At 72.2% G+C, this 26232-nt stretch carries 17 protein-coding genes; 15 read left to right on the top strand and 2 right to left on the bottom strand.

Translation table 11 applies throughout. The features are described 5' to 3' along the window. Positions 1-66: 66 nt before the first annotated feature. Positions 67-1377, bottom strand: a complete 1311-nt coding sequence (locus tag RPQ07_RS25905; RefSeq protein WP_313946588.1) for a phenylacetate--CoA ligase family protein — start codon at positions 1375-1377, stop codon at positions 67-69. Between the two features lie 274 nt (positions 1378-1651). Between RPQ07_RS25905 and RPQ07_RS25900 the strand changes: the two genes are divergently transcribed. The 14 genes from RPQ07_RS25900 to RPQ07_RS25835 are packed head-to-tail and all read left to right on the top strand — an operon-like array spanning position 1652 to position 23124. Beyond that, a complete protein-coding gene (locus tag RPQ07_RS25900) occupies positions 1652-2689 on the top strand; it encodes a ketoacyl-ACP synthase III family protein (RefSeq protein ID WP_313946587.1) in 1038 nt (345 codons plus the stop codon). Between the two features lie 11 nt (positions 2690-2700). Continuing rightward, a complete protein-coding gene (locus RPQ07_RS25895; protein ID WP_313946586.1) occupies positions 2701-4320 on the top strand; it encodes a (2,3-dihydroxybenzoyl)adenylate synthase in 1620 nt (539 codons plus the stop codon). A 1-nt stretch (position 4321) separates the two neighbouring features. After that, positions 4322-4600 (top strand): phosphopantetheine-binding protein, encoded by a 279-nt coding sequence (locus RPQ07_RS25890; RefSeq protein ID WP_313946585.1) that lies wholly within the window; start codon positions 4322-4324, stop codon positions 4598-4600. After that, positions 4597-6081 (top strand): amidohydrolase family protein, encoded by a 1485-nt coding sequence (locus tag RPQ07_RS25885; protein WP_313946584.1) that lies wholly within the window; start codon positions 4597-4599, stop codon positions 6079-6081. The genes RPQ07_RS25890 and RPQ07_RS25885 overlap by 4 nt, the downstream gene beginning before the upstream one ends. After that, the gene (locus tag RPQ07_RS25880; RefSeq protein ID WP_313946583.1) at positions 6078-6854 is read left to right on the top strand and encodes a 2,3-dihydro-2,3-dihydroxybenzoate dehydrogenase; all 777 of its coding nucleotides are present in this window, start codon (positions 6078-6080) and stop codon (positions 6852-6854) included. Before RPQ07_RS25885 ends, RPQ07_RS25880 begins: the two co-directional genes overlap by 4 nt. Before the next feature lie 54 nt (positions 6855-6908). Continuing rightward, complete coding sequence (locus RPQ07_RS25875; protein WP_313946582.1) at positions 6909-7574, top strand: isochorismatase family protein; 666 nt, start codon at positions 6909-6911, stop codon at positions 7572-7574. Further along, complete coding sequence (locus tag RPQ07_RS25870; RefSeq protein WP_313946581.1) at positions 7571-9457, top strand: anthranilate synthase family protein; 1887 nt, start codon at positions 7571-7573, stop codon at positions 9455-9457. Before RPQ07_RS25875 ends, RPQ07_RS25870 begins: the two co-directional genes overlap by 4 nt. Continuing rightward, positions 9454-10857 carry a 3-deoxy-7-phosphoheptulonate synthase class II gene (locus tag RPQ07_RS25865; protein WP_313946580.1) on the top strand — a complete coding sequence of 468 codons (1404 nt, stop codon included), beginning with the start codon at positions 9454-9456 and terminating at the stop codon, positions 10855-10857. Before RPQ07_RS25870 ends, RPQ07_RS25865 begins: the two co-directional genes overlap by 4 nt. Continuing rightward, positions 10850-11614: a 4'-phosphopantetheinyl transferase family protein gene (locus RPQ07_RS25860; protein ID WP_313946579.1), complete on the top strand. Its 765-nt coding sequence runs from the start codon at positions 10850-10852 to the stop codon at positions 11612-11614. The genes RPQ07_RS25865 and RPQ07_RS25860 overlap by 8 nt, the downstream gene beginning before the upstream one ends. 39 nt (positions 11615-11653) lie before the next feature. Beyond that, positions 11654-13000 (top strand): acyltransferase domain-containing protein, encoded by a 1347-nt coding sequence (locus RPQ07_RS25855; RefSeq protein WP_313946578.1) that lies wholly within the window; start codon positions 11654-11656, stop codon positions 12998-13000. A 14-nt stretch (positions 13001-13014) separates the two neighbouring features. Beyond that, on the top strand, positions 13015-16323 hold the full coding sequence (locus RPQ07_RS25850; protein ID WP_313946577.1) for an SDR family oxidoreductase: 3309 nt from the start codon (positions 13015-13017) through the stop codon (positions 16321-16323). Then, positions 16320-19262: a KR domain-containing protein gene (locus tag RPQ07_RS25845; RefSeq protein WP_313946576.1), complete on the top strand. Its 2943-nt coding sequence runs from the start codon at positions 16320-16322 to the stop codon at positions 19260-19262. Before RPQ07_RS25850 ends, RPQ07_RS25845 begins: the two co-directional genes overlap by 4 nt. After that, entirely contained in the window at positions 19259-20665 is a 1407-nt protein-coding gene (locus RPQ07_RS25840; protein WP_313946575.1) for a cytochrome P450, read from the top strand. Before RPQ07_RS25845 ends, RPQ07_RS25840 begins: the two co-directional genes overlap by 4 nt. Further along, complete coding sequence (locus RPQ07_RS25835) at positions 20662-23124, top strand: SDR family NAD(P)-dependent oxidoreductase (RefSeq protein ID WP_313946574.1); 2463 nt, start codon at positions 20662-20664, stop codon at positions 23122-23124. The genes RPQ07_RS25840 and RPQ07_RS25835 overlap by 4 nt, the downstream gene beginning before the upstream one ends. Positions 23125-23192: 68 nt before the next feature. On the opposite strand, the gene RPQ07_RS25830 is transcribed toward RPQ07_RS25835, so the two are convergent. Continuing rightward, positions 23193-23786, bottom strand: a complete 594-nt coding sequence (locus RPQ07_RS25830; protein ID WP_313946573.1) for a TetR/AcrR family transcriptional regulator — start codon at positions 23784-23786, stop codon at positions 23193-23195. Between the two features lie 262 nt (positions 23787-24048). On the opposite strand from RPQ07_RS25830, the gene RPQ07_RS25825 reads away from it, so the two are divergent. Continuing rightward, positions 24049-26232 carry an MMPL family transporter gene (locus tag RPQ07_RS25825; protein ID WP_313946572.1) on the top strand — a complete coding sequence of 728 codons (2184 nt, stop codon included), beginning with the start codon at positions 24049-24051 and terminating at the stop codon, positions 26230-26232.

The raw sequence follows: 26232 nt of genomic DNA, 5'->3' as shown, positions 1-26232 counted from the left end.
GGGAGAGGGCCGGCCGGGGCCGGCGGGGTGCGGACGGGCCGTCGGATGCGCGCAGCTCGGAGCGGCTCATGCGTACATGACCGCCTTGTCCCAGTCCTCGCCCTCACCGAACAGATAGCGGGCCTTGAGGATGTCGCGCTGTGCGGTGAGCGCCTCGGAGGGGACCAGCGTGCCGAGGGGAAGGCCGGTGATGCTGTGCGGTACGCCGAGTTCGCGGTCGATGAGTCCGGTCAGTTCCTTGACGGCCCGCTCACGGGTCGCGTCGGGGGCCTCGAACTCCACCCGCAGCACGTCCGGGTGGGCCATCGCGCGCCAGAACATCACGTCGTACTCGAAGGGCAGGCTGAACACCAGCTCCTCCAGGCGCTGTTGGGTGACCGTCGCGGAGCCGACGGTGTAGCCGGTGCCGGAACGGCCGAGCACCCGGACGGTCGGCAGCAGCCAGCCGCAGGTGCAGTCGGCGGTGGACACCTCGACGTCGTCGGCGAGGTTGTAGCGCAGCAGCGGCATGGCCTCGCGGTAGAGCGGGGTCACCACGAGCTGGCCGCGGCCGGAGTCGGAGAGTTCGCCGGTGGCCGGGTCCCACACCTCGAAGACGGCGCGGTCGGCCCACAGGTGCAGGGAGCCGTCCGGGCACTGGCCGGCGATGGTGCCGGTCTCGGTGGAGCCGTACTCCTCGACGACGGGGATGCCGCCCCAGATCTCGCTGATCCGGCGGCGGCGCACCTCGGTGAGGGGCTCGGCGGCGGTGAACATCGCCCGCAGGGCGGGGAAGTCCTTGTCGGGGCGGAGGCCCGCGGCCTTGGCGGCTGCCGCGAGCATCATGATCTCGGTGGGGTTGCACCAGGTCAGCGAGACGTCCAGGGCACGCATCACCCGCACCATGCGCGGCAGCGGGGTGGCGAGCGAACGGGCGTCGCCGGGCACGATGGTGGCACCGCGCAGCCGGCCGGCGGCCTGGGCGAGGTGCGCGGTGATGACCAGGCCGTAGGGGGTGCGGACGAGGAAGGTGTCCGACGGATGGATGCCGACCCACTTGCGTGCGTACCGCTCGGCCAGGTCGGCCCAGTCGTCGTCCGTGTAGTACGAGGCGGTCGGGTCACCGGCCGTGCCGCTGGACTCGTGGTAGGTGGCCAGCTTCTCGCGGTCCACGGCGAGCATCCCGAACGGGTACTGGTCGCGCAGGTCCTGCTTGGTGGTCAGTTCGATGCCGGCGAAGTCCTCCGCACCGGCCGGTGCGCTGCGGCCCCGGTAGCGGGCGGCGTAGAACGGCGAGCGCATCGCCTGGGCGAGCACCCTCGGCAGCTCCGCCCGCTGCAACTGCGCGAGTTCGGCTGGACTTGACCAGTCGCCCGGTTCCGGACGCGACCACGACATCGGATCTCCCTCGTCTGTGCCCAGGGGCCGCGGGCTGTGGCACGCGGCGGCTACGCGCCCAGCACAGCACCGCGCCACACGGAGGGGCCCGAGTAGTCGCTACTCAATTCGGCCACCGCAACCGGCCCGTGGAGCGTGTATCGCCGCTGCACAGGACGGTGCGGGATAGACAGTGTCTAAGAGGAGGTGGATGAGTACCGCCTACTCATGAGGGCCGGGATCGCAGCTGTTGTGCTTGCCGCCAAGGCCACCCACCCACGAAGGAGTCGGCGCGATGAGGACCGAGAACCTGTATCTCGCCGGGATCGGCAGTCATCTGCCGCCCCTGTACCCGGCCGAGCGCGCGGTCGCGGAAGGTCTGTACGACGAGGCCGCCCGGCAGGCGTCGGGCATGCGGTCCGCGGCCGTCAGCAAGTCAACGCCCGCGCCCGACATGGCGATCGACGCGGCCCGCGCCGCACTGGCCGAGTCCGGCCACGGCCCCGACGACATCGGCATCCTGCTGCACAGCTACACGCACCACCAGGGTCCGGACGGCTGGTCGGCCGTGCACTACATCCTGAACAACACCGTCGACCGCCCGGTGCCGGCCGTCGAGATCAAGCAGGGCTGCCTCGGCATGCTCGCCTCGGTGGAGGTGGCGGCCAACCGGCTCGCGGCCAACCCCACGCACGAGGCCGCCCTCATCACCACCGGCGACAACTACTCGACACCGGGAGTGGAGCGCTGGCGCGCCTCCGGCCTCTTCGTGCTCGCCGACGCCGGCTCGGCCGTGGTCCTCTCACGGCGCGGCGGCTTCGCCGAGATGCTCGCCCTCGGCTCGCTGTCCGACTCCTCGATGGAGATCCTGCACCGCGCCGGCGAGGAGCTCTTCCCGCCCGGTGTCACCCGCGGCCGCGGACTGAACTTCGCCGAGCGCGCCGAGAAGGTGCGTGAGCAGTGGGCCGCCGGACAGGCCCCGCCCATCAAGAACTTCGGCGACCGCGTCGCCGAGATCGCCGAGCGCACGCTCAAGGAGGCGGGCCTCACCTTCGACCAGATCGACCGGGTCTGCCACGTCGGCTTCGGCCGGCCGGCACTGGAGGCGATGTTCCTGCTGCCGCTGGACGTCCCCGAGGACAAGGACGTCTGGGACTACGTCAGCACCGTCGGCCACACGGGCGCCGCCGACCTGTTCCTCGGCCTCGAACACCTCTGGCGCTCCGGCCAGGTCGGCCCGGGCGACAACGTCCTGCTGATCGGCGCGAGCACCGGCATGGAGGCGGGCGCCGCCGTCGTCCGCATCACCGAATCCGCACCCGAAGCCGAGTAGGAGAGCCACCCATGCTTGCCGGATGCACTCCCTGGCCGTCCGATGTCGCTCAGCGCTACCGCGAGCAGGGCATCTGGCGCGGCGAGACGCTCGGCACGGTGCTGCGCGACGCCGCGCGGCAGTACGGCTCCGCCACCGCGCTGGTGCACGGCGGCCGGCGGATCAGCTACACCGAACTCGACCGCTGGGCCGACCGGCTGGCCGCCGGCTTCCTCGAGCACGGGGTGCGCGCCGACGACCGGATCGTGGTGCAGCTGCCCAACGTGCCGGAGTTTGTTGCGATCTCGTTCGCCCTCATGCGGATCGGCGCGAAGCTCGTCTTCTCGCTGCCCGCGCACCGCGCGACCGAGATCAGCCATCTCGTGGAACTGAGCGGCGCCACCGGCTACGTCCTCCCCGAGACCCACCGCGGATTCGACCACCGCGACCTCGCGCGGCAGGTGCAGGCCGGCAGCGAGACCCTGCGGACCCTGTTCGTGCTCGGCGCGAAGACCGACGGGTTCGTCTCGGTGTCCGAGCTGGAACTCGCCGCCCCCGACGCCGAGCCCTTGCCGGAGCCCGACGCGTCCGACGTGGCGTTCTTCCTGCTCTCCGGCGGGACCACGGCGCTGCCGAAGCTGATCCCTCGTACCCACGACGACTACGTGTACCAGGCGCAGCGCGCGGCGGAGGTGTGCGAACTGACGCCCACCGACACCTATCTGGCGGTGCTGCCGATCGAGTTCAACTTCGCCTACGGCTGCCCCGGTGTGATCGGCACGCTGATGTCCGGCGGCACCACGGTGCTCGCCGACACCCCCAACCCGCTGGACTGCTTCCCCCTGATCGAGCAGCACGCGGTCACCGTCACCTCGATGGTGCCCTCGATCATGCAGCTGTGGCTGGAGGCAGCCGAGTGGAGCGAGGACGACCTGAGCAGCCTGCGGCTGGTCCAGGTCGGCGGTGCCCGCATGCTGCGCGAGTTCACCGAACGCATCGCGCCCACGCTGGGCTGCTCGCTCCAGCAGGTGTTCGGCATGGCCGAGGGCCTGCTCACGTTCAGCAGGCCGGACGATCCGGCCGAGGCGGTGCTCACCACCCAGGGCAGGCCGATCTCGGACGCGGACGAGCTGCTCATCGTGGACGAGAACGGTGACCCGCTGCCCGCCGGCGGTATCGGCGAGCTGATCACCCGCGGTCCGTACACACTGCGCGGGTACTACGGCGTACCCGAGTACAACAAGCGCGCGTTCACCGAGGACGGCTTCTACCGCACCGGCGACCTCGCCCGGCTCACCGAGGACGGTGACCTGGTGATCGAGGGCCGGATCAAGGAAATGATCATCCGCGGCGGCGACAAGATCTCCGCGGGCGAGGTCGAGGACCATCTCATGGCGCTCGACGGGGTGGCCGCGGCCGCGGTGATCGGCGTACCCGACGAGTTCCTCGGCGAACGGATCTGCGCCTGCATCGTCGCGGAGGGGCCGCAGAGGACGCTCGCCGCGCTCAAGCAGGCGGTCCACGCGCGGGGCGTCGCGGACTACAAGCTGCCCGACGCCGTCCGGTACGTGACCGAGCTGCCGCTCACCCCCCTCGGCAAAGTCGACAAGAAGGCGCTGGCCGCAACAGCCGCGTCCGAGCAGGAAGGCTGACGTGGACAACACCGACACCCGCACCCCGACCGAGCAGGATCTGCGTGAGGTGGTCGCTCCGCTGCTCGGCATCGAGCCGGCGGCGATCGACCCGGACGCCAATCTGGTCGTCCTCGGCCTGAGTTCGCTGGAGATCATGCGGCTCGTCAGCCGCTGGCGCAGGAACAAGGTCCCGGTCGAGTTCGACGCGCTCGTCGCCGCGCCGACGCTGAACGGCTGGCTCGCGCACTTCGCGGCCGGCGCCGTACCCGCCGCGGCGGAGCCCGAGGTGGCCTCATGAGCGCCGAGCTGATCACCGGCGGCACCGTCTACACGGCGGACGCCGAGGAGAGCGTGCACGCGCACGGCGCCGTCCTGATCGTGGACGGGACGATCGCCGCGGTGGGGGCCGCCGACGAGGTCGAGCGGGCCGTGGCCACGCTCGACCCCGCGCGGAAGGCCGGGCTGAAGACGCGCGACGTCCGCGGGATGATGGTGCTCCCCGGATTCGTCAACGCGCACTGGCACGAGATGTTCGCCATGCGCTTCCCGATGCGCGGCGCGCTGCGGCCGGTCTCCGACCGCGACGACGAGGTCGCGTTCATGGGCGGCGGCGGCGACATGCACCAGATATCCGCCACCTTCGACCGCTTCGACGGCCTCATCGAGCAGATGACGCCCGACGAGGCGCAGGCCATCGCCGAGTACTCGATGTGGACCCAGCTGCGCGGCGGTGTCACCACCCTCGGCGACATGGGTTCGCTCAACCGCCCGCGCTCGATGGTCGCCGCGGCACAGCGCGTCGGTATCCGCTTCTCCGCGAGCACCTGGGCGAGCGACGCGGTCTGCGCCCCCGACCAGGACCGCTTCGTGCGCACCCGGGACGCCGACGGCGTCCTGGCGGACGTGGAGTCGCTGCTGCGGCTGGCGTCCGAGGACACCTCGGGCCGGCTGCGGTGCCGTCCGAGCGTCGCGTACGTCACCAACATGACCGACGAGCTGGCACGCGGCATGGCCGAGCTCGTCGCCCGCCACGACACCGGTTTCGCGACCCACGTCGGAGCGCTGCGCAACGAGGTCGACCTGATGCGCAGGTACTACGGCGAGACGGGCGTGCGCCGGCTGGCCGAACTGGGCCTGGTCAACAAGCGGTTGATGGCGGGCCACTGCGCCTTCCTGGACGAGGACGAGCAGAAGCTGCTGCTCTCCGGCCGCGCCCACATCAGCCACTCCCCCGGCAAGTACGGCCCGTCCGGCGAGTCGTCGCTCACCGAGACCGGTGTCGTCCCGGCGCTCCGTCGGCAGGGCTTGGACGTCTCCCTGTCGACGGACGGTTCCTCGATGCCGAGCGCCGGCATCGCCGAGACGATGCGTGCGGCCTGGCAGATGTACAACGAGATGAGCGCCGACCAGACCGAGGTGCTGCCCAGCGACGCGCTGGCGATGGGCACCCGGATCGCGGCCAAGGGGCTGCGCTGGGACGACGCCGTGGGCAGCCTGGAGACCGGCAAGCAGGCCGACCTGGTGCTGGTGCGTACCGACGACTGGCGCTACCTGCTGAACCCGCGGCCGCTGGAGAGCTTCCTGTGGCTGGCCGGTTCGGCCGATGTGGACACCGTGATCGTGGGCGGCCGCACGCTGCTGTCCGGCGGCCGGGGTGTCGAGGTCGACGAGGCCGGTCTCCAGGAGCGCTATCTGGCCGCGCTCGGTTCGTTCACCACCCGCGCCCTGCGGGTGCCGGACGAGGTGGTCGGGCGTGTGCTCGGGCGGTGGACCCGATGACCGGGCCGCTGTCCGGGGTCGCCATGGTGACGGGCGCCGCCGGCGGGATCGGTGCCGAGGTCGTCCGCGCGCTGGTGGACGCCGAGCTGCCGGTCGCGCTGATCGACCGCGACGTACCGGCGCTGTGGGAGCTGGCGGCCGAACTCGACGCGGCCGGGGCCCGGGTGCTCGCGGTCGCGACGGACGTGACCGACAGCGCCGACGTGGACACCGCGGTCGCCAAGGTCGAGGTCGAGCTCGGGCCGATCGAGTACCTCGTCAACGCCGCCGGGGTACTGCGCAGCGGCCCGGCGGCCGAGCTCAGCGACGAGGAGTGGGACACGACCTTCGCGGTCAACGCGGGCGGGGTGTTCCACACCAGCCGGGCGGTCGCCCGGGTGATGGTGCCGCGCCGGCGCGGGGCGATCGTGACGGTCGCCTCCAACGCGGCGGCGACGCCCCGGATGTCGATGTCCGCCTACGCGGCCTCCAAGGCGGCCTCCGCGATGTTCACCAAGTGCCTGGGCCTGGAGCTGGCCGGGCACGGCATCCGGTGCAACGTCGTCGCGCCCGGCTCGACCCGCACCCCGATGCTGACCGCCCTCCAGGGCGACGCCGCCGAGCGGGCGTCGGTCGACGGTGTGCCCGCCGCGTACCGCGTCGGCATCCCCCTCGGCCGGATCGCCGAACCCGCCCACATCGCCGACGCGGTGCTGTTCCTGCTCTCCGAGCGGGCCGCCCACATCACCATGCACGACCTGACCGTAGACGGCGGCGCCGCGCTCGGTGCCTGAGCGGGCCCGCGAGCAGACCCCCGCGAGAATCCCCGCGAGAAGAGGACACGACCAGTGGCGATTGCGCCGATCGACTCCTATCCCATGCCGCGGCCCGCCGAACTGCCCGCGAACACCGCGGCGTGGACCGTCGACCCCCGCCGGGCCGTGCTGCTGGTGCACGACATGCAGCACTACTTCCTCGCACCGTTCGCCGAGGGCGGGCTGCGGACCGAGCTGCTCGACGCCGTCGCCGGGCTGCGCGAGAGCTGTGAGCGTGCCGGCGTCCCCGTCGTCTACTCGGCCCAGCCCGGCGGTATGACCCCAAAGGAGCGGGGCCTGCTGCAGGACTTCTGGGGTCCGGGCATGTCCGCGGAGCCCGCGGACCGCGGCATCCCCGACGTCATCGCCCCCGGCGAGCGGGACACCGTGCTCACCAAGTGGCGGGCCAGCGCGTTCCACAACAGCGGTCTGCTCGAACTGATGTCCGCGCAGGGCCGCGACCAGCTCGTCATCTGCGGCATCTACGCCCATGTCGGCATCCTGCTCACCGCCTGCGACGCCTTCGCCCACACGATCCAGCCCTTCGTGGTGGCCGACGCGATCGCCGACTTCACGCCCGAGTTCCACCGGATGGCACTGGAGTACGCGGCCACCCGGTGCGCCATGACCGTGCCGGCCGCGGCGGTGCACGACGCGCTCGCGACGGCGACCACCGTGTCCGCAGGAGACGCCTCATGACCTCCCTCGACGAACTGGCTGCGAGCGGACGGGCGTTCGCCGTGCTGCACCGCCCCGAGAGCGACCGGCCCGACACGGTCGACCTGCTGCTCGGCGACTTCACGGAGGCCGGTACGACGGCCGGCCTGCCGGTCGTCGACGACGGCGCGCCCGACCGTCACGAGACGCTCGTGCTGCTGCCCTACCGGGTGATCGGTGAGCGGGGCTACGACCATCACGACGACGGCGAGCCGCTGCTGGCGATGAACATCCGTGAGCAGTCGCGGCTGCCCGTGGACGAGGTGCTCGACCAGGTGCTGGCCTGGCCGATCGAACTCGCCGCGGACGAGGGCACCTTCGACCTCGACGACGAGGCGTACGGCGACCTGGTGCGCCGGGTGCTCGCCGAGGAGATCGGTCACGGCTCCGGCGCCAACTTCGTCCTCAAGCGCACCTATCTCACCGAGATCCCCGACTGGTCGGTGCGCACCGCGCTGGCGTTCTGGGGGCGGCTGCTGCGCGGCGAACCCGGCGCGTACTGGACCTTCCTCGTCCACACGGGCGAGCGGACCTTCATCGGCGCCAGCCCCGAGCGGCATGTGAGCCTCGACGGCGGGGTCGCCGTGATGAACCCGATCAGCGGGACCTACCGCTATCCCGACGGCGGGGCGAGCACGGCCGGGCTGCTGGAGTTCCTCGCCGACAGCAAGGAGACCAACGAGCTCTACATGGTCCTCGACGAGGAACTGAAGATGATGAGCCGGGTCTGCGACGACGTGCGCGTGGTGGGGCCGCGGCTCAAGGAGATGGCCCACCTCGCCCACACCGAGTACCGCATTGTCGGCCGCAGCGACCGCGACGTGCGGGAGATCCTGCACGAGACGCTCCTCGCGCCCACCGTCACCGGCAGCCCCGTGCAGAGCGCCTGCCGGGTGATCGCCAAGATCGAGCCCGCGGGCCGCGGTTACTACGCGGGCGTCGCCGCCCTCATCGGCCGCGACGCTGCCGGTGCGCGGCGGATGGACTCCGCGATCATGATCCGCACGGCAGACGTGGACGCGCGGGGCCGGATGCGGATCGGCGTCGGCGCGACGCTCGTGCGCGACTCCGAGCCCGCGAAGGAGGCGGCGGAGACCGCGGCGAAGGCGGCCGGGCTGCTCGACGCACTGCACCGGATCGCCCGGCGCAGACGTCCTGCCGGGCACAACGAGCATCCGCAGATCAGAGCGGCGCTCGCGGAGCGCAACCGGCCGCTGTCGGACTTCTGGCTCGCGCCCGCGACGCCCCGCCCGGCCGACCGCGGCCGGCTGCTGATCCTGGACGCCGAGGACACCTTCACCGCCATGGGCGCCCTCCAGCTCCGCTCGCTCGGATTCGACGTCACCGTCCGCCGGTTCGACGAACCGCACCGGCTGACCGGGTACGACCTCGTGGTGCTGGGCCCCGGGCCGGGCGACCCCCGCGAGGAGAACCACCGCAAGATCGCCTATCTGCGCGCGGTGACCGGCTCGCTGCTCAATCTGCGGGTGCCGTTCGTGTCGGTGTGCCTGAGCCACCAGGTCCTGTGCGGACTGCTCGGACTGCCGTTGCGCAAGCTGGACTTCCCCAACCAGGGCGTCCGGCGGACGGTCGATCTGTTCGGTACCGAGGAGCAGGTCTACTACTACAACACCTTCGCCGCACACACCGACAGCGATCTGCTGGAGAGCCCGCTGGTCGCGGACTACGTCGACGTCGCGCGCGACCCTGCCACCGGCGAGGTGCACGCCCTGCGCGGGCCCGGGTTCACGTCGGTGCAGTTCCACCCCGAGTCCGTGATGACCCGTCACGGCCTGGCCATCCTGGACAACCTGGTCACCGGCGCGCTCGCTCCGGTGCCTCACAGAGTGGAGCTCACGGCGTGACCACTCCCCTGGTCGGCGTCCCTTCCGTGCAGTCCGCGCCGAGCTGGCGCTCCCTGCCGGCCCGCCAGCAGCCGCACTGGCCGGACGCGTCCGCACTCGACTCGGCCGTGGAGACCCTGGGCCGCAGTCTGCCCCTCGTCTTCCCGCGCGAATGCGACCTCCTCAAGCGCCGGCTGGCCGCCGTCGCCCGTGGCGAGGCGTTCCTCGTCCAGGGAGGCGACTGCGCCGAGTCCCTCGACGCGGCGGATGCCGCCTCCATCGGCCGTACGGTCGCCACACTGCGGCAACTGGCCACGGTGCTCGGCCATGCCATGGCACTTCCGGTGGTCACGGTCGGCCGCCTGGCGGGCCAGTACGCCAAGCCTCGCTCGGCCTCCACCGAGACGAGGGACGGGACCGAACTGCCCGTCTACCGGGGCGACGCCGTGAACGGCTCCGCCTTCACCACGGCGGCCCGCACCCCCGACCCCCAGCGCCTCGTCCGCATCTACAACGCCTCCGCCGCCACCCTCAATCTCGTGCGGGCGTTCGGCATGCGCGAGCGGATGGGCGCGGCCGAAGCAGGCGACGGACTGCGGGAGTTCGCGGCCGGATCACCGTCCCGCGAGCGGTACGAGGAACTCGTCGCCGGGACCGGGCAGGCGGGAGGGCTCGTCGCGGCCGACGGTGCGCACACCACCGGCGATCTGTTCACCTCGCACGAGGGCCTGCTCCTGGACTACGAGTCCGCCCTGACGAGGACGGACGTCGACACCGGCAAGAAGTACGCGGTCTCGGGCCATCTGCTGTGGATCGGCGAGCGCACCCGGCAGCTCGACGGAGCCCATGTCGCGTACTTCGCCGGCATCAGCAACCCGATCGCGGTGAAGATCGGCCCGGGCATCGGCACCGACGAACTGCTCCAGCTCATCGACAGGCTGGACCCCGAGCGCGATCCGGGCCGGCTCACCCTCATCGTGCGGATGGGGGCCGAGCGGATCCGTGACGTCCTGCCCGACCTGGTCGCCAAGGTGACGGCCGAGGGGTTCCCCGTCGGCTGGATGTCCGACCCCATGCACGGCAACACGATCGGCGCGCCGTGCGGGCGCAAGACCCGCCGGTTCGACGACGTGCTCGACGAGCTGTCCGGGTTCTTCGAGGTGACGGGCGGCCTGGGTGTGCACCCCGGCGGCGTCCATCTGGAGCTGACCGGCGACGACGTGACCGAATGCGTCGGCGGCGCCCCGGGCCTCACCTTCGACGATCTGCCCGACCGCTACCGGTCGCTGTGCGACCCCCGGCTCAACCGGGAGCAGGCGCTCGACCTCGCCTTCCGGCTCGCCGACACCCTCGCCGGCCGTCCGGGCGGCGGGCGGACACCGGCCGGCGGACACCCCGGAGAGGAGCTGCGGCATGGCTGACACGACCACCCTCGCCGAACGGACCCCCGATGCCGGGACGGCCGCCGGTACCGGGGCCACCTATCTGTGGCTGCTGCCGGAGCACGCCGTCACCACGTTCGCCGCCGGTCTCGGCGGCGACCGGCTCCTCACCGAGGAGGAACGGGCCCGCGGGGCACGGCTGGTGACACCCGCCGCCCGGCAGCGGTTCCTGGGCCGCCGGCTGCTGTGCCGGTACGCGCTCAGCGACCGCACCGGCCGTCCGCTCGACAGCTGGCGGTTCACGACCGGACGCTACGGGCGCCCCGAGACCGAGACGGACACCGACGGTGTGCGGTTCAGCCTCTCCCACACGGAAGGCCTGATCGTCTGCGCCGTCACCCACGGCCGGTCGTGCGGCGTCGATGTGGAGGGGACGGCGGCCTCCGCCGAATCCGCGCACTACATCAGCAGGTTCTTCGCCGCCGACGAACTCCTGGAGCTCGCCGCGCTCGACCCCGCGGATCTGGTCGCCCGGGTGGGCGACCTCTGGGTCCTCAAGGAGGCCTACCTCAAGGCACAGGGCACCGGACTGCACCGGAGCCTCGCGGGTTTCTCCTTCGCTGCGCGCGGACCGGCCGCCGGGCGCCGGATCACCGTGCACGACACCGAGCGGACCGGCCCGTCCGCCGACTGGTCCTTCGAACTCCTCCGCCCGACCTCCCGGCACCTCCTCGCCCTCGCGATCGAGGGCGCGCACCCGGGGGCGCTCCACCAGACCTGGCTGACCAGCACCTGAGGGCCGCTTCCGGCCCGAGGAACAACGATGGGAAGACCGATGAACCGAGAACTGGACATGACTGTCGCCCTCTTCCCCGGGCAGGGCGCGTACCGCCCAGGCACCCTCAAGGGACTCTGGGAGCGTGGCGACGACGCCGTACGCTCCACCTTCGAAGAGGTCGACGCCGTCGCCAAGGACCGGCTCGGCCGCGCGGTGTCGCCGACGGTCTTCCAGCCCTCTCCGCCGAGCCCCGCCACGCTGCTGGAGACCGCCCCGGACATCCTCCAGCTGGCCGTCTTCACCGCCTCCGTCGCCACCCACCGGCTCCTCGCCGAGCGTGGTGCCCGCGCGTCGGTCCACGTCGGCCACAGCCTCGGCGAGATCGCCGCACTGACCTGCGCGGGCGCCTGGGACCTGGCGGACGCGGCCGCGGTGCTCTGCGAGCGGATCTCGGTCGTCCGCGAACACGACCGCAGCGACGGGAAGATGCTCGCCCTCGGCTGCGGACGAGGACGCGCCGAGCAGGTGGTGGCGCTGATCGGCCACCCGGATCTCGTCCTCGCGGTCGACAACAGCGCGAACCAGTCCGTCCTCTCCGGTCCCGCCGACCTGATCGACACGGCCGCGGCGATCGCCGGCCGGATCGGCATCACGGCGACGCAGCTGCGCTCGCCGCACCCGTTCCACAACCCGCTGCTGGGCCAGGCGCGCCGCCGGCTCACGGAACGGATCGCCTCCTTCACCAGCCGTCCGCTCGAGGTCCCGGTGTACTCGCCGATTCTGGGCCGGTTCTACCGCGACGGGGACGATCTGGCCGAGCTGCTGGCCCTGCACCTGGTGACACCGGTCGAGTTCGGCACGTCGATCTCGGCCCTGCACGCGGCCGGAGCCCGGGTGTTCGTCGAGACGGGTGCGGGCCGTGTGCTGACGGCCCTGGTGGAGCAGTCCCTGCCGGGCGCGCACGTGGTGGCGCCGCTGGCCGGCCGTGACGACGACGAGGGGCTCACCCGGGCGGCCGGTTCGCTGCGCCCGGCCCTGAGCGGAGCCCGGCCGACGGCCCCGCCGGCCGCCGTCACCGCCGAGCCGGAGGCCGCCCCGAACACGCCCGGCGCTCCGGTCACCATCGACCGCGCCGACCTGGCAGCTCAGGTACGGGCGTTGTACGCCGAGGCCATGGAGTACCCCGAGGAGGTCTTCACGGACGACGTGCTGCTGGAGGCGGACCTCGGTGTCGACTCGGTCAAGCAGACGGAACTGCTCAGCAGGCTCGGTGACCGCTTCGGACTGGGCGTGCCGCCCGCCGGGCTGCGGGTCGCCGACTACGACACGTTCGGCAAGGTGGTCGACTTCGTGGCCGCCGGTGCCGCGGACGGCGCCTTCGCGGGAAGCGCGGCGGTCCGGTGAATGACCGACACCTCATGACCGGCGGCGAGTTCGCCGGACGCATAGCCCTGGTCACCGGCGGCGCGGGAAGCGTCGGCCGGGTCGTCGTGGAACGGCTCGCCGAGCGCGGCGCGACCGTCCTGCTGAACTGCTTCCACTCGTACGACTCCGCCAAGGAACAGGCCCGTGCCCTCGTCGGCCGCGGTCTCGACGTACGCGTGGTGCGGGCATCCGTGGCCCGCCCCGCGCAGGTCGAGCGGATGTTCGCGGAGATCGGCGACGAACACGGCCGGCTCGACATCCTGGTCAACAACGCGGCCGCCGGATCCTTCGTCCCCTTCGACGAGATCACCGAGGAACTGCTCGACCGCACGTACACCACCAACGTCAAGGGCCCTCTGTGGTGCGCCCGTTACGCGCGCCCGCTGCTCGCCGCGTCCGGCGGGCGGGGTGGGGCGATCGTCAACGTCTCCTCGCTGGGAGCGACGACCACACCCGCCAACTACCTGCCGGTGGGCGTGTCCAAGGCCGCACTGGAGGCCCTGACCCGCTACCTCGCCGCGGAACTCGCCGAGGACCGGATCCGGGTGAACGCCGCCTCGTGCGGCCTCATCGACAACCCGGTGGGCCAGATGTTCCCGGCCTTCACGGACGTCCGGGCGAACACGGTCGCGGCGACGCCCCTGGCGCGCCTCGGCCGCCCGGAGGATCTCGCGGAGGTCGTGCTGTTCCTCAGCTCGGAACGCTCGGGCTGGGTGACCGGCCAGACGGTCCTGGCGGACGGCGGGCTGACGCTGCTGCGTTCCGCGATGTCCCCGACGCGGGAGCCGGCGGAGGAGGCTTCCACCTCGGAGACGGAGACGGTGTCGCCGCCTGCGGACCGCGCGAAGGTGTCTGCGGCCCACGGAAGTTCGGACACGGCGACGGCCGGGGAAGCATCGCTGCCTCCGGCGGAGGCTCCCGCCGGCCGGGGCCCGAGCCGCACGACAGCGGACACCACTCCTGCCCTCCGCACGGCGACCCGCCCCACCACCGTGCCCGAACTCGACGACGAGGAGTTCCTGCCCGCCGGGGAAACCGCCGTCTGCGGTGATGTGCTCCTCCCGGACACGGCCGCACCGGCCGACTCCCCCGGACCGTCCGACGCAGCCGACGTGCCCGACGCCGCCGACCTCGCCCGCCCCACCGACCCCGCCGACGATCCCATCGCGGTCGTCGGCATGGGCATGGCCGTCCCCGGAGCCTCCTCTCCGGAGGAGTTCTGGCGGCTCCTGATCGACGGCGCGGAGCTCTTCGTCGACGCCCCCGCCGACCGGTGGGACATCGCACGGTTCCACCACGACGACCGCCGCGCGCCCGACAAGACCTACCAGCGGCGCTCGGGCTTCATCACCGGATTCCAGCCGCACGAGAAGCTCCGGGCGGAGGGCCTCGCCGACGCCGGGCTCGACCACACCGCGCTCTGGCTGCGGCACAGCCTCCACCAGGCCCTCGACGGCGTACGCCGCACATCGGCGGACCGGTTCTCCTTCTGTGTCGGCTACACCCCCGACGGCAGCCAGCACCTGGAAGAGGCCTTCGTTCTGCGTTCCGCGCTGGACACCCTCGCCGAGGACGGCGACGACGCCCTCGAAGGCCCCGTCGGGGACGCTCTGCGGCGGCGGTTCAGCCGCGGCGAAGACCCCTCCGCCGCGTATCTCCCCCACCGCGTCGGCCAGGACGCCATGGACGGCATCCTCCCGTCCGGCACCCGGCTGCACATGGTGGACACCGCCTGCTCGTCCTCGCTCTACGCGATGGACCTCGGCGTGCGCGATCTGCTCTCCGGGCAGAGCGACATCGCCGTGTGCGGCGGTTCCTTCGCGCTGGCTCCGAGCGGCTCGATCCTGTTCGCCAAGCTCAACGGGCTCTCCGCGGGCGGCGCCGTGCGCGCGCTGGACGCCGGCGCGGACGGTGCGCTGTTCTCGGACGGCGCCGGGCTCGTCGTGCTCAAGCGGCTCTCGCGCGCCCGCGCCGACGGCGACCAGGTCCTGGGCATCGTCTCGGCGATCGGTCTGTCGGCGGACGGCCGCGGTAAGGCCATCTACGCACCGGCCCCCGCCGGCCAGGAGCTCGCCGTGGAGCGGGCGTTCGGCCGCAGCGGCCTCGGGCCGGACGACGTGGACTGGATCGTGGCGCACGCCACCGGCACCCCGGCGGGCGACGAGGCGGAGTTCACCAGCCTCGCCCAGCGCTACTCGGGCAGCCGCACCACGCTGGTGACCTCCAACAAGTCCCTGGTCGGGCACTGCGGTTGGGCCGCCGGTGTCGTGTCGGTGATCCACACCCTGCTGGCGCTGCGCCACGACACGATCCCCGCCCAGTACCGCTTCGAGCGGCTGCCGGACGCGCTCGCCGGGCAGGGGGACGGCCTCACGGTGCCGGAGCAGCCGGTGCCCTGGCCCGCCGACGCCGGCCGCCCCCGCCGTGCCGCGGTGTCGGGCTTCGGCTTCGGCGGCACCAACGCCCACATGATCATCTCCGAGGACCACCGGAGCACCCGCTCCGGGCACCCGGCGGCGCTTCCCGCGCCGCTCGGCGAGGACCTGGTCGTGGTCGGCTGGTCGTCCCAGATGCCGGGCAGCCCCGAGGCCGACGAGGTCGCGGCCTGGGCGGCGAACGGCGGGTCCGGCGAGGACTTCGAGCCGTCGTTCGGGCCGGCGTACCCCGTACCGCCGTTCCAGGAACTGCGGATGCCGCCGCCCACCGCGCGGACCACCGACCGCACCCAGCTGATGATGGTCCGCTGCATGCAGCGGCTCGACGAGCGGGTGCGCGAGCTGTGCCTCCGCCATCACCGGACAACCGGGGTGGTGGTCGGCCACACCGGCGCCACCCGCAACGCCCTGCTCTACAAGACCCGCGCCTATCTCGACGAGATCGGCCACGCGGTGGCCGGGGCGGGCGAGCCGGCCACCACGGCCAAGTTCCTCCAGCGCCTGGAGGAACGGGCCACCGGTCTGATCGCCGCACCGACCGAGGACTCGTTCCCCGGCGAGATGCCCAATGTCATCGCGGCCCGGCTGTCGAACTACTTCGACCTGCGGGGACTCAACATCACGGTCGACGCGGGCGAGGCATCGCTCCTGGAGGCGTTCGACGTGGCCGGCTCGTACCTGGACTTCCAGGAGATCGACGTCGCGCTCGTGGCGGGCGTCAACGGCACGGCGCTGCCCGGGTGGAACGACACCGCGGGCCGCCGGGCCGCCGAGGGCGCCTTCCTCTTCGTCGTGACCCGCAGGTCCCTCGCCGAGGAGGCCGGCCTGCCCGTGCTGGCCGTCATCGAAAGGAGCGTGGCAGCGTGACCGCCCCGCGCCAGGGTTCCACCACCCTGCTGGGCGCCGAGGGCGCCCGCGAACTGATCGCGTTCCTCACGGCGTCCGGGCCCGTCCGGACACCGTCGGGCGGGACCGCGGTGATCGAACGCGCCGTCCAGGAGGGCGGCCCGGCCCACCGGCTGCGCCTGCGCCACCCGGACGCGCCGCGCACGACGGCCGAACCGGCACCACGCCCGACCACCGCGCAGACACCTCGTACGACCGCCGAGCCCGCATCACGCAAGACCGCCGACCCGGCACCACGCCCGACCGCCGAACCGGCCCCGCGCCCGACCGCCGCGCCGACACCCCGTACGACCGCCGACCCGGCACCACGCCCGACCACCGACCGGACGCCGCGCCCTGCCTCCGGACCCGCGCCGGCCGCACCGCCCGAACCGGCATCCACCGAGCAGGCACCCCCGGCCGCACCCCATCTCCTCGACCGGCATGTCCTGCGGCTCGCGCCCGCGGCGCGTCCCGCACCCGGCGGCGGACCCGTCCCACCACTCTTCCCGCCCGCCACCGTCGTGCTGACCGGCCGTCACACCACTCTGGGCGCACGCGAACTGCACCCCGGCTGCACTGTGCTGACACCTCTTCAGGACGAGAGCATCGAGGCCGCCGTCCTGCACGCGCGGCCCCGGCATGTGCGCGTCCTGGTCGACCTGTCGCAGGAGGATCCGCTCGCCGGGCCGTCCGAGCGGCTGCTCCGGCTGCACGACGCGATGTTCCGTACGGCCAAGGCCTGCGCCGAACTGCCCGAACGGCCCGAGTCGTTCGCCGTCGTCGTCCTCGGCGGTATCGACGCGTCCCGGGTGCCGCATCCCTGCACCGGTCTGTTCACCGGGTTCGTCAAGAGCCTGGCGCTCGAATGGCCCGCGTCCTCGGTGGTGGCCGTGGTCCACGACGCCACCGAGCTGACGGCGGCCGAGACGGACGCCGCAGCCGAGACCCTGGCCGAACAGATGCTGCCCGTCGTCTCGTTCGCGGGCGGCACCCGGCTCCTGTGGCAGGCCGTGCCCGAGCCGGGAGCCGTCCGGGCTTCCGCAGCGCCGACCGGGTACACCGTCGTCGCGGCCGGCGGCGGCCGCGGTATCGGCGCCGAGCTGCTCACCGCGCTGGCGCGCCGCGACCGGCCCCGGCTCCATGTCATCGGCTCCACCCGGCTCGACGGGGTGACGGCGGAGGACGCCCGGCTGACCCGCAAGGACTTCATCCGAGCGCGCAGCACGGGGCAGGACCGGCTCACCGTGAAGGAGGCGAACGCCGCCTTCGACCGGCTGTCCGCCGCCGTCGAGGTGCAGGCCAATCTGCGCACCCTGGAGGACATCTGCGGTTCGGACAGGGTCACGTACCACGTCTGCGATCTCCGTGACCCCGACGCCGTGAACGCGGTCGTCGGGCGGATCACGGCGTCCGAGGCGGACGGCGTCGATCTGCTGCTCGACATCGCCGGCACCAACCGTGCCGCGTCGGTGGACCAGAAGAGCCTGGACGACTTCCGTACCGTCCGCGATCTGAAGGTCCGCAGCTACGCCAACCTCAAGGCCGCCTTCGGCGACCGGCAGCCGCGCCGCTGGTGCAACTTCGGCTCCTTCGTCGGCTTCACCGGCCAGACCGGGGAGACCGACTACGGAGCGGCGAACGACTACTTCAACACCGCCGCCCTGCACAGTGCCTCCCGCGGGCTGAGCGAGTTCACCATCGGCTGGACGCTGTGGCGGGACGTGGGCCTCGGGTCGACCCCGATCATGCGCACCTTCCTCGCGAAGAGCGCGCAGTTCACCGCCATGCCCACGCCGGAGGGGATCGACCACTTCCTGCACGAACTCGACCAGGCGCACCAGAGCCCGGTCACCGTGCTGTTCGGCGAACCCGAGCGGGCCGCCATCGAGGCGGCCGTGCCCGGCTATCTGGAGTTCTGCCGGACCGGGCCGGCACCCGCCGTGCCCGCGGCCGCCACGGCTCCCGCCCTGCCGGACTTCTTCGTCGACGACATCGTCGACCGCGGCCCCGACCGGCTCACCGTGGTCCGCACCTTCAACCAGGAGCGGGACGCCTATCTCCACGACCACGTGGTCAACGGCTATCCCACCCTGCCCGGCACCTTCGTCCCCGAACTCGCCGCACAGGCCGCGATGCACCTGGTGCCCGGCCGCGTCCCGGCCGTCCTGGAGGACATCCGGCTCGACTCGTTCCTGCGCGTCTACCGGCCGGGCCGCGACGAGACCAAGCGCATCACCGCACGTCTCGTCACCCACGGCCCCACCGAAAGCATCGTCGACATCGAGGTGACGGGCGACGTGCTGGCCCCGAACGGGCGGCTGCTGGTCAAGGACCGCCGTCACTTCTCGGCGCGCGTACGGCTGCGGGACGAACCGGTCGCGGCGCCGCGCTGGGACCACTGGGACGACCAGGGCGCCGAGCCCATGGCCGACCCGTACCACCTGCCCAACCCGGCCGTCCTGCTGAGCGGTGTGTTCGTCTCCACCGGCGACACCCGCACCCATCCGCACGGCAGGCGCGCCCGCTACACGCCCGACCGGCCCGGCATCGAGCGCTGGTTCTCCGGACTCGTCGTGCCCTCCGTGCTGCTGGACGGCCTGGCGCGGGTCTCCGTGCTCGACCGCAGCGACGGCGACTGGACCCCGTTGGCCGTCCCCCGCACCATCCGCCGCATCGATCTCTACGGCGGCCACACCGATGCCACGCTCGCCGCGGCCGGCACCCGGGTCGAGCTCTACTCACTGCCCTCGCGTCTCGACCTGGAGAGCGAGGAGGACAACCGGGCCGTGGCGGTCACCGCGGCCGGAGACGTCGTCCTGCAGATCAAGGACATGACCGGTGTCGTACTCGGCCATGTGAACCAGTCGACCGGCGAGTACCGCGAACGCCGGCGCCCTGCCGAGGAGGCAACATCGTGACCGAGGCACACGAGCGGACGACCGCCGCACCGCCGGCACCCGAGGGCGTCTGCCCCGTGACCGGCGCCCGCGCGAAGCCGGTCGAGGGACCGACGAGCTTCCCGCTGTCCTCGCCCGTCATCTCCACCGTGGCGTACGCGTCCGACCCTCCGGGGTACTCGCTGCGCGCCCAGCAGAACCACGGCACCGTGGTGAAGCTGCCGATCCTGCCGCACAATCCGACCGTGCAGCTCTCCGCGCCGGACGCCATCCGGCGGGTGCTCCAGGGCAACGCCGACAACTATGCGCGCGGCGCGTACTACGAGGCGTTCGAGCTGTTCATGGGCCAGGGGCTGCTCACCCTCGACGACGGCGACTGGCGCGGCCATCGCAAGGTCGTCAACCCCGCCTTCACCCCGAACGCGATCGCCGCCCGTGGCGCGCAGAGCGACGAGGCCGTCGCCGACCTGCTCGACCGCTGGGCCGAACACGCCCGTGCGGGGCGGCCGTTCGACCTCTTCGCCGAGTCCATGAAGCTGACCTGCCGGGTGATGGGTCTGGCGCTGGTGGGCAAGGACCTGTCCCAGGACGGCGGGGAGTTCGCACAGGCCGTCTCGGTCGCGCTGGAGGCGATCTTCAAGAACGTCGGCTCGCTGGACAAGGCGATCCCGTCGTTCGTCCCGACCCCCTACCGCCGCCGTGTGGCACGCGCCCGGCGCACCCTGGAAAGGGTCGTCGCCGAGGCCGCGCAGAACGTCGATCTCGGCGTCGGCGGCGAAGTCGCCACGCTCATCCGGGAGTCGGACCTTCCCGAGGACGCGCTCTGGGCCGACCTCGTCACGCTGTTCCTGGCGGGCGTCGAGACAACGGCTCTCTCGCTGTCCTGGACGCTCTACGAGGTGGCGCGGGACGCGGGTGTACGGGAGCGGCTGGAGGAGGAGACGGACCGGCTGCTGCGCGGCCGTATGCCCACCGCGCGGGACCTGTCCGAGCTCACCTACGCGGGCATGGTCGTCGACGAGGGACTGCGGATGCATCCCCCGGTCTGGCAGTTCACCCGTGAGGCGATCGGGGACGACGTCCTCGCCGGCCATCACATCCCCGCGGGGACGCCCCTGCTCGTGTCCGTGTACGGGGCGCACTACAACCCCGAGCAGTGGGAGGACCCGGAGCGCTTCGACCCGGAGCGGTTCCGGCCCGGTGCGTCGCCGACCCAGGACCGTTCGGCGTATCTGCCCTTCGGCGGCGGACGGCGTCAGTGCATCGGCAAGCGGATGGGTCTTGCGCTGCTCCAGCAGACGGTGGCCGCGGTGTCCGGCAGGTTCCGGCTCTCGCTCGCCCGTGACGCGGCCCGCGAGGGTGCGTTCATCACGCTGTTCCCCAAGGGCGGCATCCAGGTGAAGGCCGAGGAGCGCCACCGATGACGACCACCAGCGCAGGGCCGGCGACGGCCCGGACGAGCACCGGGTCCGCGCCCGCCATGGCCCGGACAACCACCGCCGCCCCGGCCATGGATCAGTGGCCGGCGGTCCGGCCGCACCTCTCCTCGTTCGACCCGGACGCCTTCGTGCGTCCGGTCGACCGGTTCATCTGGGAGCCGGTCCCCGTTCCGCACACCGGCCCCGCGCCGGACCGTCCGCTGGCCGGCCGCCGGCTGCTGCTCGTCGGCGAGTCGGCCGCACTGGTGTCCGCCGTGGCCGCCGAACTCGGCGGGCGCGGCGCGCTGGTCGTGCGGTCCGATCCCGGCACGCCGCTGTGCGCGGACGGCTGGGACGGCATCGTCGATCTCAATGTGATGGGCGAGACCTACGAACTGGGTGACACCGGCTGGCAGTCGGCGCTCACCCGCACCACCGAGGCGATCCGCGCCGCCTATCGGCGCTGGGCCGACGAGCCGCGCTTCGGGCGCCATGTCTATCTCGCCCTGACCCGGCTCGGCGGGCTCTCGGGCCACGGCGACGGCGAGGTGCCGCAGCCGCTGGGCGGCATCTGGGCCGGTCTCGCGAAGTGCCTGCCGCGTGAACTGCCCGCCGCCGGCATCGTCGTGGTCGATCTGGACCGCGCGGACGCCGGCGCGATCGCGGACGCGGTCGAGCGGGAGTACGTACGGCCCGATCAGTTCGAGGTCGGGTACCGCGACGGGGTGCGTCATGTGCTCGCGGGCCGTCCCGCCCCCGCGTGCCCGCCCGGCGGGACTCCGCCGGGCCCCGGTGACACCGTGCTGATCACCGGTGGTGCGCGCGGTGTCGGGTTCGCGGCGGCCCGCGCGTTCGCCGAGTCCTTCGGCTGCCGTGTCGTCGTCACGGGCCGCGGAGAGCGCCCGGAGACGAGTGAGGTGAACGATCTCGACGACGAGGAGTTCACCGTCTGGCGCCGCCGTCGGATGTCCGGCGCGCGCACCCCGCAGGACCTCGCCGCCGCCCGGGGCGACATCCGCCGCGCGGACGAGAACCGTACGGTGCACCGCAACCTCGCGCAGGCGGCGGCCGACGGGCTGCGCGTCGACTATCTGCGCTGCGACTGCACGGACGCGGAGCAGGTCGAGCGGGCCTTCGCCGCACTCGGCGACGGTCCGCAGTTCGTGGTCCACAACGCCGGCATCGACGACCCCGCCCGCTTCGACCGCAAGTCGGCCGAGTCCGTGGTGCGGACGGTCGACGTGAAGGTCACCGGCTTCGCGAACCTGGTGGCGGCGATCCTCGCGCGTCCCGAACGGCGCGCCCGGCTGCGCCTGTTGAGCAATGTCGGCTCGCTCGCGGGCCGGATGGGCGGCATGGTCGGCCAGATCGACTACGCCGCGGGAAACGAGGCGCTCGCCCGGCTCGGCTTCTGGGCGCGCGACAACCTCGGACTGCCGGTGCAGACGCTGTGCTGGCCGACCTGGGAACGGCTCGGGGTCATCGCGAACTACTCCGCCGCCGTCCGCTACGTCTCCACGCTCGACCCCGGCGAGGGCGCCCGCCGCTGGGTGGCGGAACTCGCCTCCGGCCACACCGACGAGGCCGTGTTCCTGGGCCGGATCGGGGCCGTACTGGCGCCGGGTCAGCTGCGCGGCTTCGGCATGCTGACCGGTCACCCGGATCTGCCGCGGCTGCACGCGCTGGACCATCACCTCGGCGAGGTGGAGGAGTACGAGATCTTCCGGTCCCTGCGCACCACCCGGACCTGGGACGCCGATCGGCATCCGTGTCTGTCGGAGGTCCGGGTCGACGGCGCCCCGGCCGTCCCGGTCGGTGTGGTCGTGGAGCACGCGGTCGCGGCCGGCGACTGGGTGGTCCCGGAGGGCTGGCCGCTGCTGCACCTGCGGGAGTTGCGCGGGCTGCGTGTACGGCTGGAGGGGCTGCGGTTCACCGGCGGTTCCCTCACCCTGCACCGCGAGGCCCGCGGCGCTCACCGGGACGGCGAATGGTGCGTGGACGTCACGGTCCGCGACCCCGCCGGGGCCGTCATCGCGAGCGTCACCCTCGTCTACGGTCCCGAGCCGGCCGGGCATCCCCCGGTGCGCACCGAGCGGTCGTCGCTCGGGCAGGCGACCGGGGCGGGCAGGCTGAGCTGGGCCGGTGTGGTGTTCCGCGAGGCCCGGCCGGAGCCCGGCGACGAGGGGCTGCTGGCTCTCGATCCGGTCCTGCCGGCCGATCTGTGGACCGTGCCCTTCCCGCCGGAGCCCACCCTCGCCCCGGCGGCGATCGAGACGATCGTGCGCGAGACGGACCGCCGCTGGGACCGTACGTCGGCGGGCGTCCTGACGATCGGGCGGCTGGTGCTGAGCCCGGGGGCCCAGCAGGTCGACGAGCTGCGGGCCGGTGCCGCGCCGGGCCAGTGGACGGGGGTGCGCGCGGGGGTCGGCGTGCTCCTGGCGGAGGACGTCGGCCTCACGGACTGATGCGCCGGCCCGGCGGGTGGGTGACGCCGGGCGGGCAGCGCGCCGCGGCGGGACGGCCCCGTGCCGTCTCAGCCGCGGCGCCAGCCGCTGACGACGGCGCGCAGGGTGGCTTCGTAGGCGTCGCCGATGTCGAGCCCCGGTGGCTCGTTCCCGGAAAGCTCCAGGGACACCAGTCCATGGGCCGCGCCCCAGCAGGACAGGGCGATCACATCGGGCGAGCCGTCCTTGAACTGGCCGGCCGCCTGTCCTCTCACCACCGCGTCGACGAGCGGCTGGATGGTCTCGCCGACCTCGTTCCTGCGCTCCGGCGTCGGTTCGTAGTCGACCGTGCGGTCGGCGAACATGATCGCGTACAGGTGAGGGTTCGCCAGTGCGTACTCGCGATAGGCCTTGCCGAGCCGGATGACGTCGGCCGCGGGGTCGTCGGACGAGTCGACCGTGGCCAGGCGCGCGACGAACAGTCTGGCCGCCTCCCGGTACAGGCTGTCGAGCAGCCCGGCCTTGTTTCCGAACAGCGAATACACCGCTGTGGTCGACGTCTTCACATCGGCGGCGAGCCGCCGCAGGCTCAGGGCCGCGGTGCCCCGGTCGAAGACCGTGGCGGCAGCGCGGTTGATGAGCTTGAGACGGAGTGCTTCGTCATGAGTCTTGAGCCGGGCCATGCGCCAAATGTATCGCAACACCGTTATACGAGCCGGTGGACAGCAGCCCAAGAGCTCGCTCACTGACATGGCGCTGACATCGCCCAAAAATCTTGCACACTGTCTAAGTGTGACATTACCCCAGGTCAAAGCATGTGAGCACCGACTCACCCCCACCCCGATGCACCCCGCTTCGCCGGGACAGCCATTGATAACGCTGTTACTGTTGCCGTAGCTTCGAAGCATGGCAAGCGGAACGTGCGGAACGATCTAGGGAGTTGGGATGTTCGAGGGGTTGGGGCGGTTCATCCACCGGGGGCGCAAGCCCCTGCTGATCCTCACACTGGTGTTCGCCGTGCTCTCCGGGGTGTACGGCGTCGGCGTCTTCGGCGACATGAAACCCGGCGGATTCGAGGACCCGAAGTCGGAGAGCCGCAAGGCGGCCCTCCTTGCCGAGAAGGCGTTCCCGCAGCGCGCACCCGATGCGGTCGTCGTCTACCGCAGCGATGACAGGACGGTCGACGACCCGGCGTTCCAGAAGGCCGTCGTCGGCAAGATCTCGTCGCTGCCGAAGTCGGTGGTCACCGGGTCCGCGCACTTCTGGATGACCAAGATGCCCTCGCAGGTGAGCCGGGACCGGCACGCGACGTACGTCGCGATGAACCTGCACGGCAGCGATGACAACACCAAGGAAGAGTCCTACAAGAAGATCAAGGACAAGCTGGACGTCGCCGGGTTCGAGACCCTGCGCGGCGGCCCCGTCCCCACCGGCCACCAGGCCGGCGAGGAGATCGGCAAGGATCTCGGCGCCGCCGAGGGCTTCTCGTTCCCCATCCTCTTCCTGCTGCTGGTGGTCGTCTTCGGCGGACTGGCCGCGGCGAGCCTGCCGCTGCTCGTCGGCGGACTCTCGATCATCGGCTCCATGGCGGTCCTGAGGGTCATCGCCCAGTTCACCGACGTCTCGGTGTTCGCGATGAGTCTCGTGACGATCCTGGGCCTGGCGGTCGCCATCGACTACGGCCTGCTGATCGTGAGCCGCTACCGCGAGGAGCTGCAGGCCGGCCGCACCGGCGCCGACGCCCTCGCGCGGACGGTCGCCACCGCCGGACGGACCGTCGTGGTCTCCGGCATCACGGTCGCGGTCGCCCTGTTCGGCATGACCTTCTTCCCGTTCGCCTTCCTCAAGTCCATGGCGTACGGCGGTGTGGCCGCGGTCGTCCTGTCCGTCTTCTTCTCGATCATCGCCCTGCCCGCCGCGCTGGCCGTCATGGGCCCGAAGGTCAACTCCCTCTCCCTGCGCCGCAAGAAGCGGACCGCGGCCCCCAAGGCCTCGGACGAGGGCGCCTGGTTCCGGCTGGCCCACGGCCTGATGCGCCGTCCGGTCGCCGTCGCGGTCGTCACCCTGGGCGTCCTGCTCGCCCTGGCGATTCCGTTCCTGCGGATCGAGTTCGGCGCCAACGACGCCCGCCAGCTGCCGAACACGGCCGAGGGCCGGCAGGTCCACAACATCATGGAGAAGGACTTCGAGGGCGACGGCATCAAGTCCATCGACTCGCTGCTGAAGCTCTCCGGCCCCGCACAGTCGCCGGAGCAGGGCGCGGCCCTCCAGGCGTACGCCGACAAGCTCGCCAAGGTGCCCGGCGCCAAGGGCGCCCAGATCAGCGGCGCCGAGGGCACCTCGGCCCGTGTCTCCGTCACCTTCGACGGGGTGGCCGTCTCGCCCGAGGCCCGCGACCTGGTGAACGATCTGCGCGAGGTACCGGTGCCGGACGGCGCCACCGCGTACTTCGGCGGTGAGACCGCGGTCTTCGACGACACGCTGGACGCACTCGCGGACACGCTGCCGTGGATGCTGCTCTACATCGCGGTCGCGACCTACATCCTGCTGTTCCTGGCCTTCGGTTCGGTGCTGCTGCCGCTGAAGGCGATCGCGATGAACCTGCTGTCCCTGTCGGCCACGTTCGGCATCCTCGTCTGGATCTTCCAGGACGGGCACCTGGCCGACCTGATCGGCTTCGACCCGACAGGCAACATCGAACCCAATATGCCGATCATGCTGTTCGCGCTGATCTTCGGACTGTCCATGGACTACGAGGTGTTCCTCGTGTCCCGGATCCGGGAGCAGTACGACACGCTCGGCGACCCGACCGCCGCGGTGGCGACGGGCCTGCAGAGCATCGGCAAGCTGATCGCCAGCGCCGCGCTGCTGATGTGCGTCCCGCTCGCGGCGATGGCGACCAGTGGTGTGCTGACCATGACCCTGTTCGGTGTGGGCATGGTGATCGCCATCCTGCTCGACGTGGCGGTGGTCCGGATCCTGCTGGTGCCGGCCGTCATGAAGCTGATGGGCCGCGCCAGTTGGTGGGCTCCCGGCCCGCTCCAGAAGCTGTACGCCCGCTATGGCATCAAGGAGGGCGACGCGGCCCTCGACGACGCCTCCAAGGAGCGTGTCCCCGTAGCGGGCTGA

Source organism: Streptomyces sp. AM8-1-1, assembly GCF_032229325.1.
Lineage (GTDB): Bacteria > Actinomycetota > Actinomycetes > Streptomycetales > Streptomycetaceae > Streptomyces > Streptomyces achmelvichensis.
The sequence above is the reverse complement of the archived record's forward strand: the minus strand, read 5'-3'. Positions and strand labels throughout refer to the sequence as shown.

Coding starts and splice junctions, on each gene's coding strand:
- RPQ07_RS25905 (WP_313946588.1), bottom strand. CDS start 1,377: ATGTCGTGGTCGCGTCCGGAACCGGGCGACTGGTCAAGTCCAGCCGAA.
- RPQ07_RS25900 (WP_313946587.1), top strand. CDS start 1,652: ATGAGGACCGAGAACCTGTATCTCGCCGGGATCGGCAGTCATCTGCCG.
- RPQ07_RS25895 (WP_313946586.1), top strand. CDS start 2,701: ATGCTTGCCGGATGCACTCCCTGGCCGTCCGATGTCGCTCAGCGCTAC.
- RPQ07_RS25885 (WP_313946584.1), top strand. CDS start 4,597: ATGAGCGCCGAGCTGATCACCGGCGGCACCGTCTACACGGCGGACGCC.
- RPQ07_RS25880 (WP_313946583.1), top strand. CDS start 6,078: ATGACCGGGCCGCTGTCCGGGGTCGCCATGGTGACGGGCGCCGCCGGC.
- RPQ07_RS25870 (WP_313946581.1), top strand. CDS start 7,571: ATGACCTCCCTCGACGAACTGGCTGCGAGCGGACGGGCGTTCGCCGTG.
- RPQ07_RS25860 (WP_313946579.1), top strand. CDS start 10,850: ATGGCTGACACGACCACCCTCGCCGAACGGACCCCCGATGCCGGGACG.
- RPQ07_RS25855 (WP_313946578.1), top strand. CDS start 11,654: ATGAACCGAGAACTGGACATGACTGTCGCCCTCTTCCCCGGGCAGGGC.
- RPQ07_RS25850 (WP_313946577.1), top strand. CDS start 13,015: ATGACCGGCGGCGAGTTCGCCGGACGCATAGCCCTGGTCACCGGCGGC.
- RPQ07_RS25835 (WP_313946574.1), top strand. CDS start 20,662: ATGACGACCACCAGCGCAGGGCCGGCGACGGCCCGGACGAGCACCGGG.
- RPQ07_RS25830 (WP_313946573.1), bottom strand. CDS start 23,786: ATGGCCCGGCTCAAGACTCATGACGAAGCACTCCGTCTCAAGCTCATC.
- RPQ07_RS25825 (WP_313946572.1), top strand. CDS start 24,049: ATGTTCGAGGGGTTGGGGCGGTTCATCCACCGGGGGCGCAAGCCCCTG.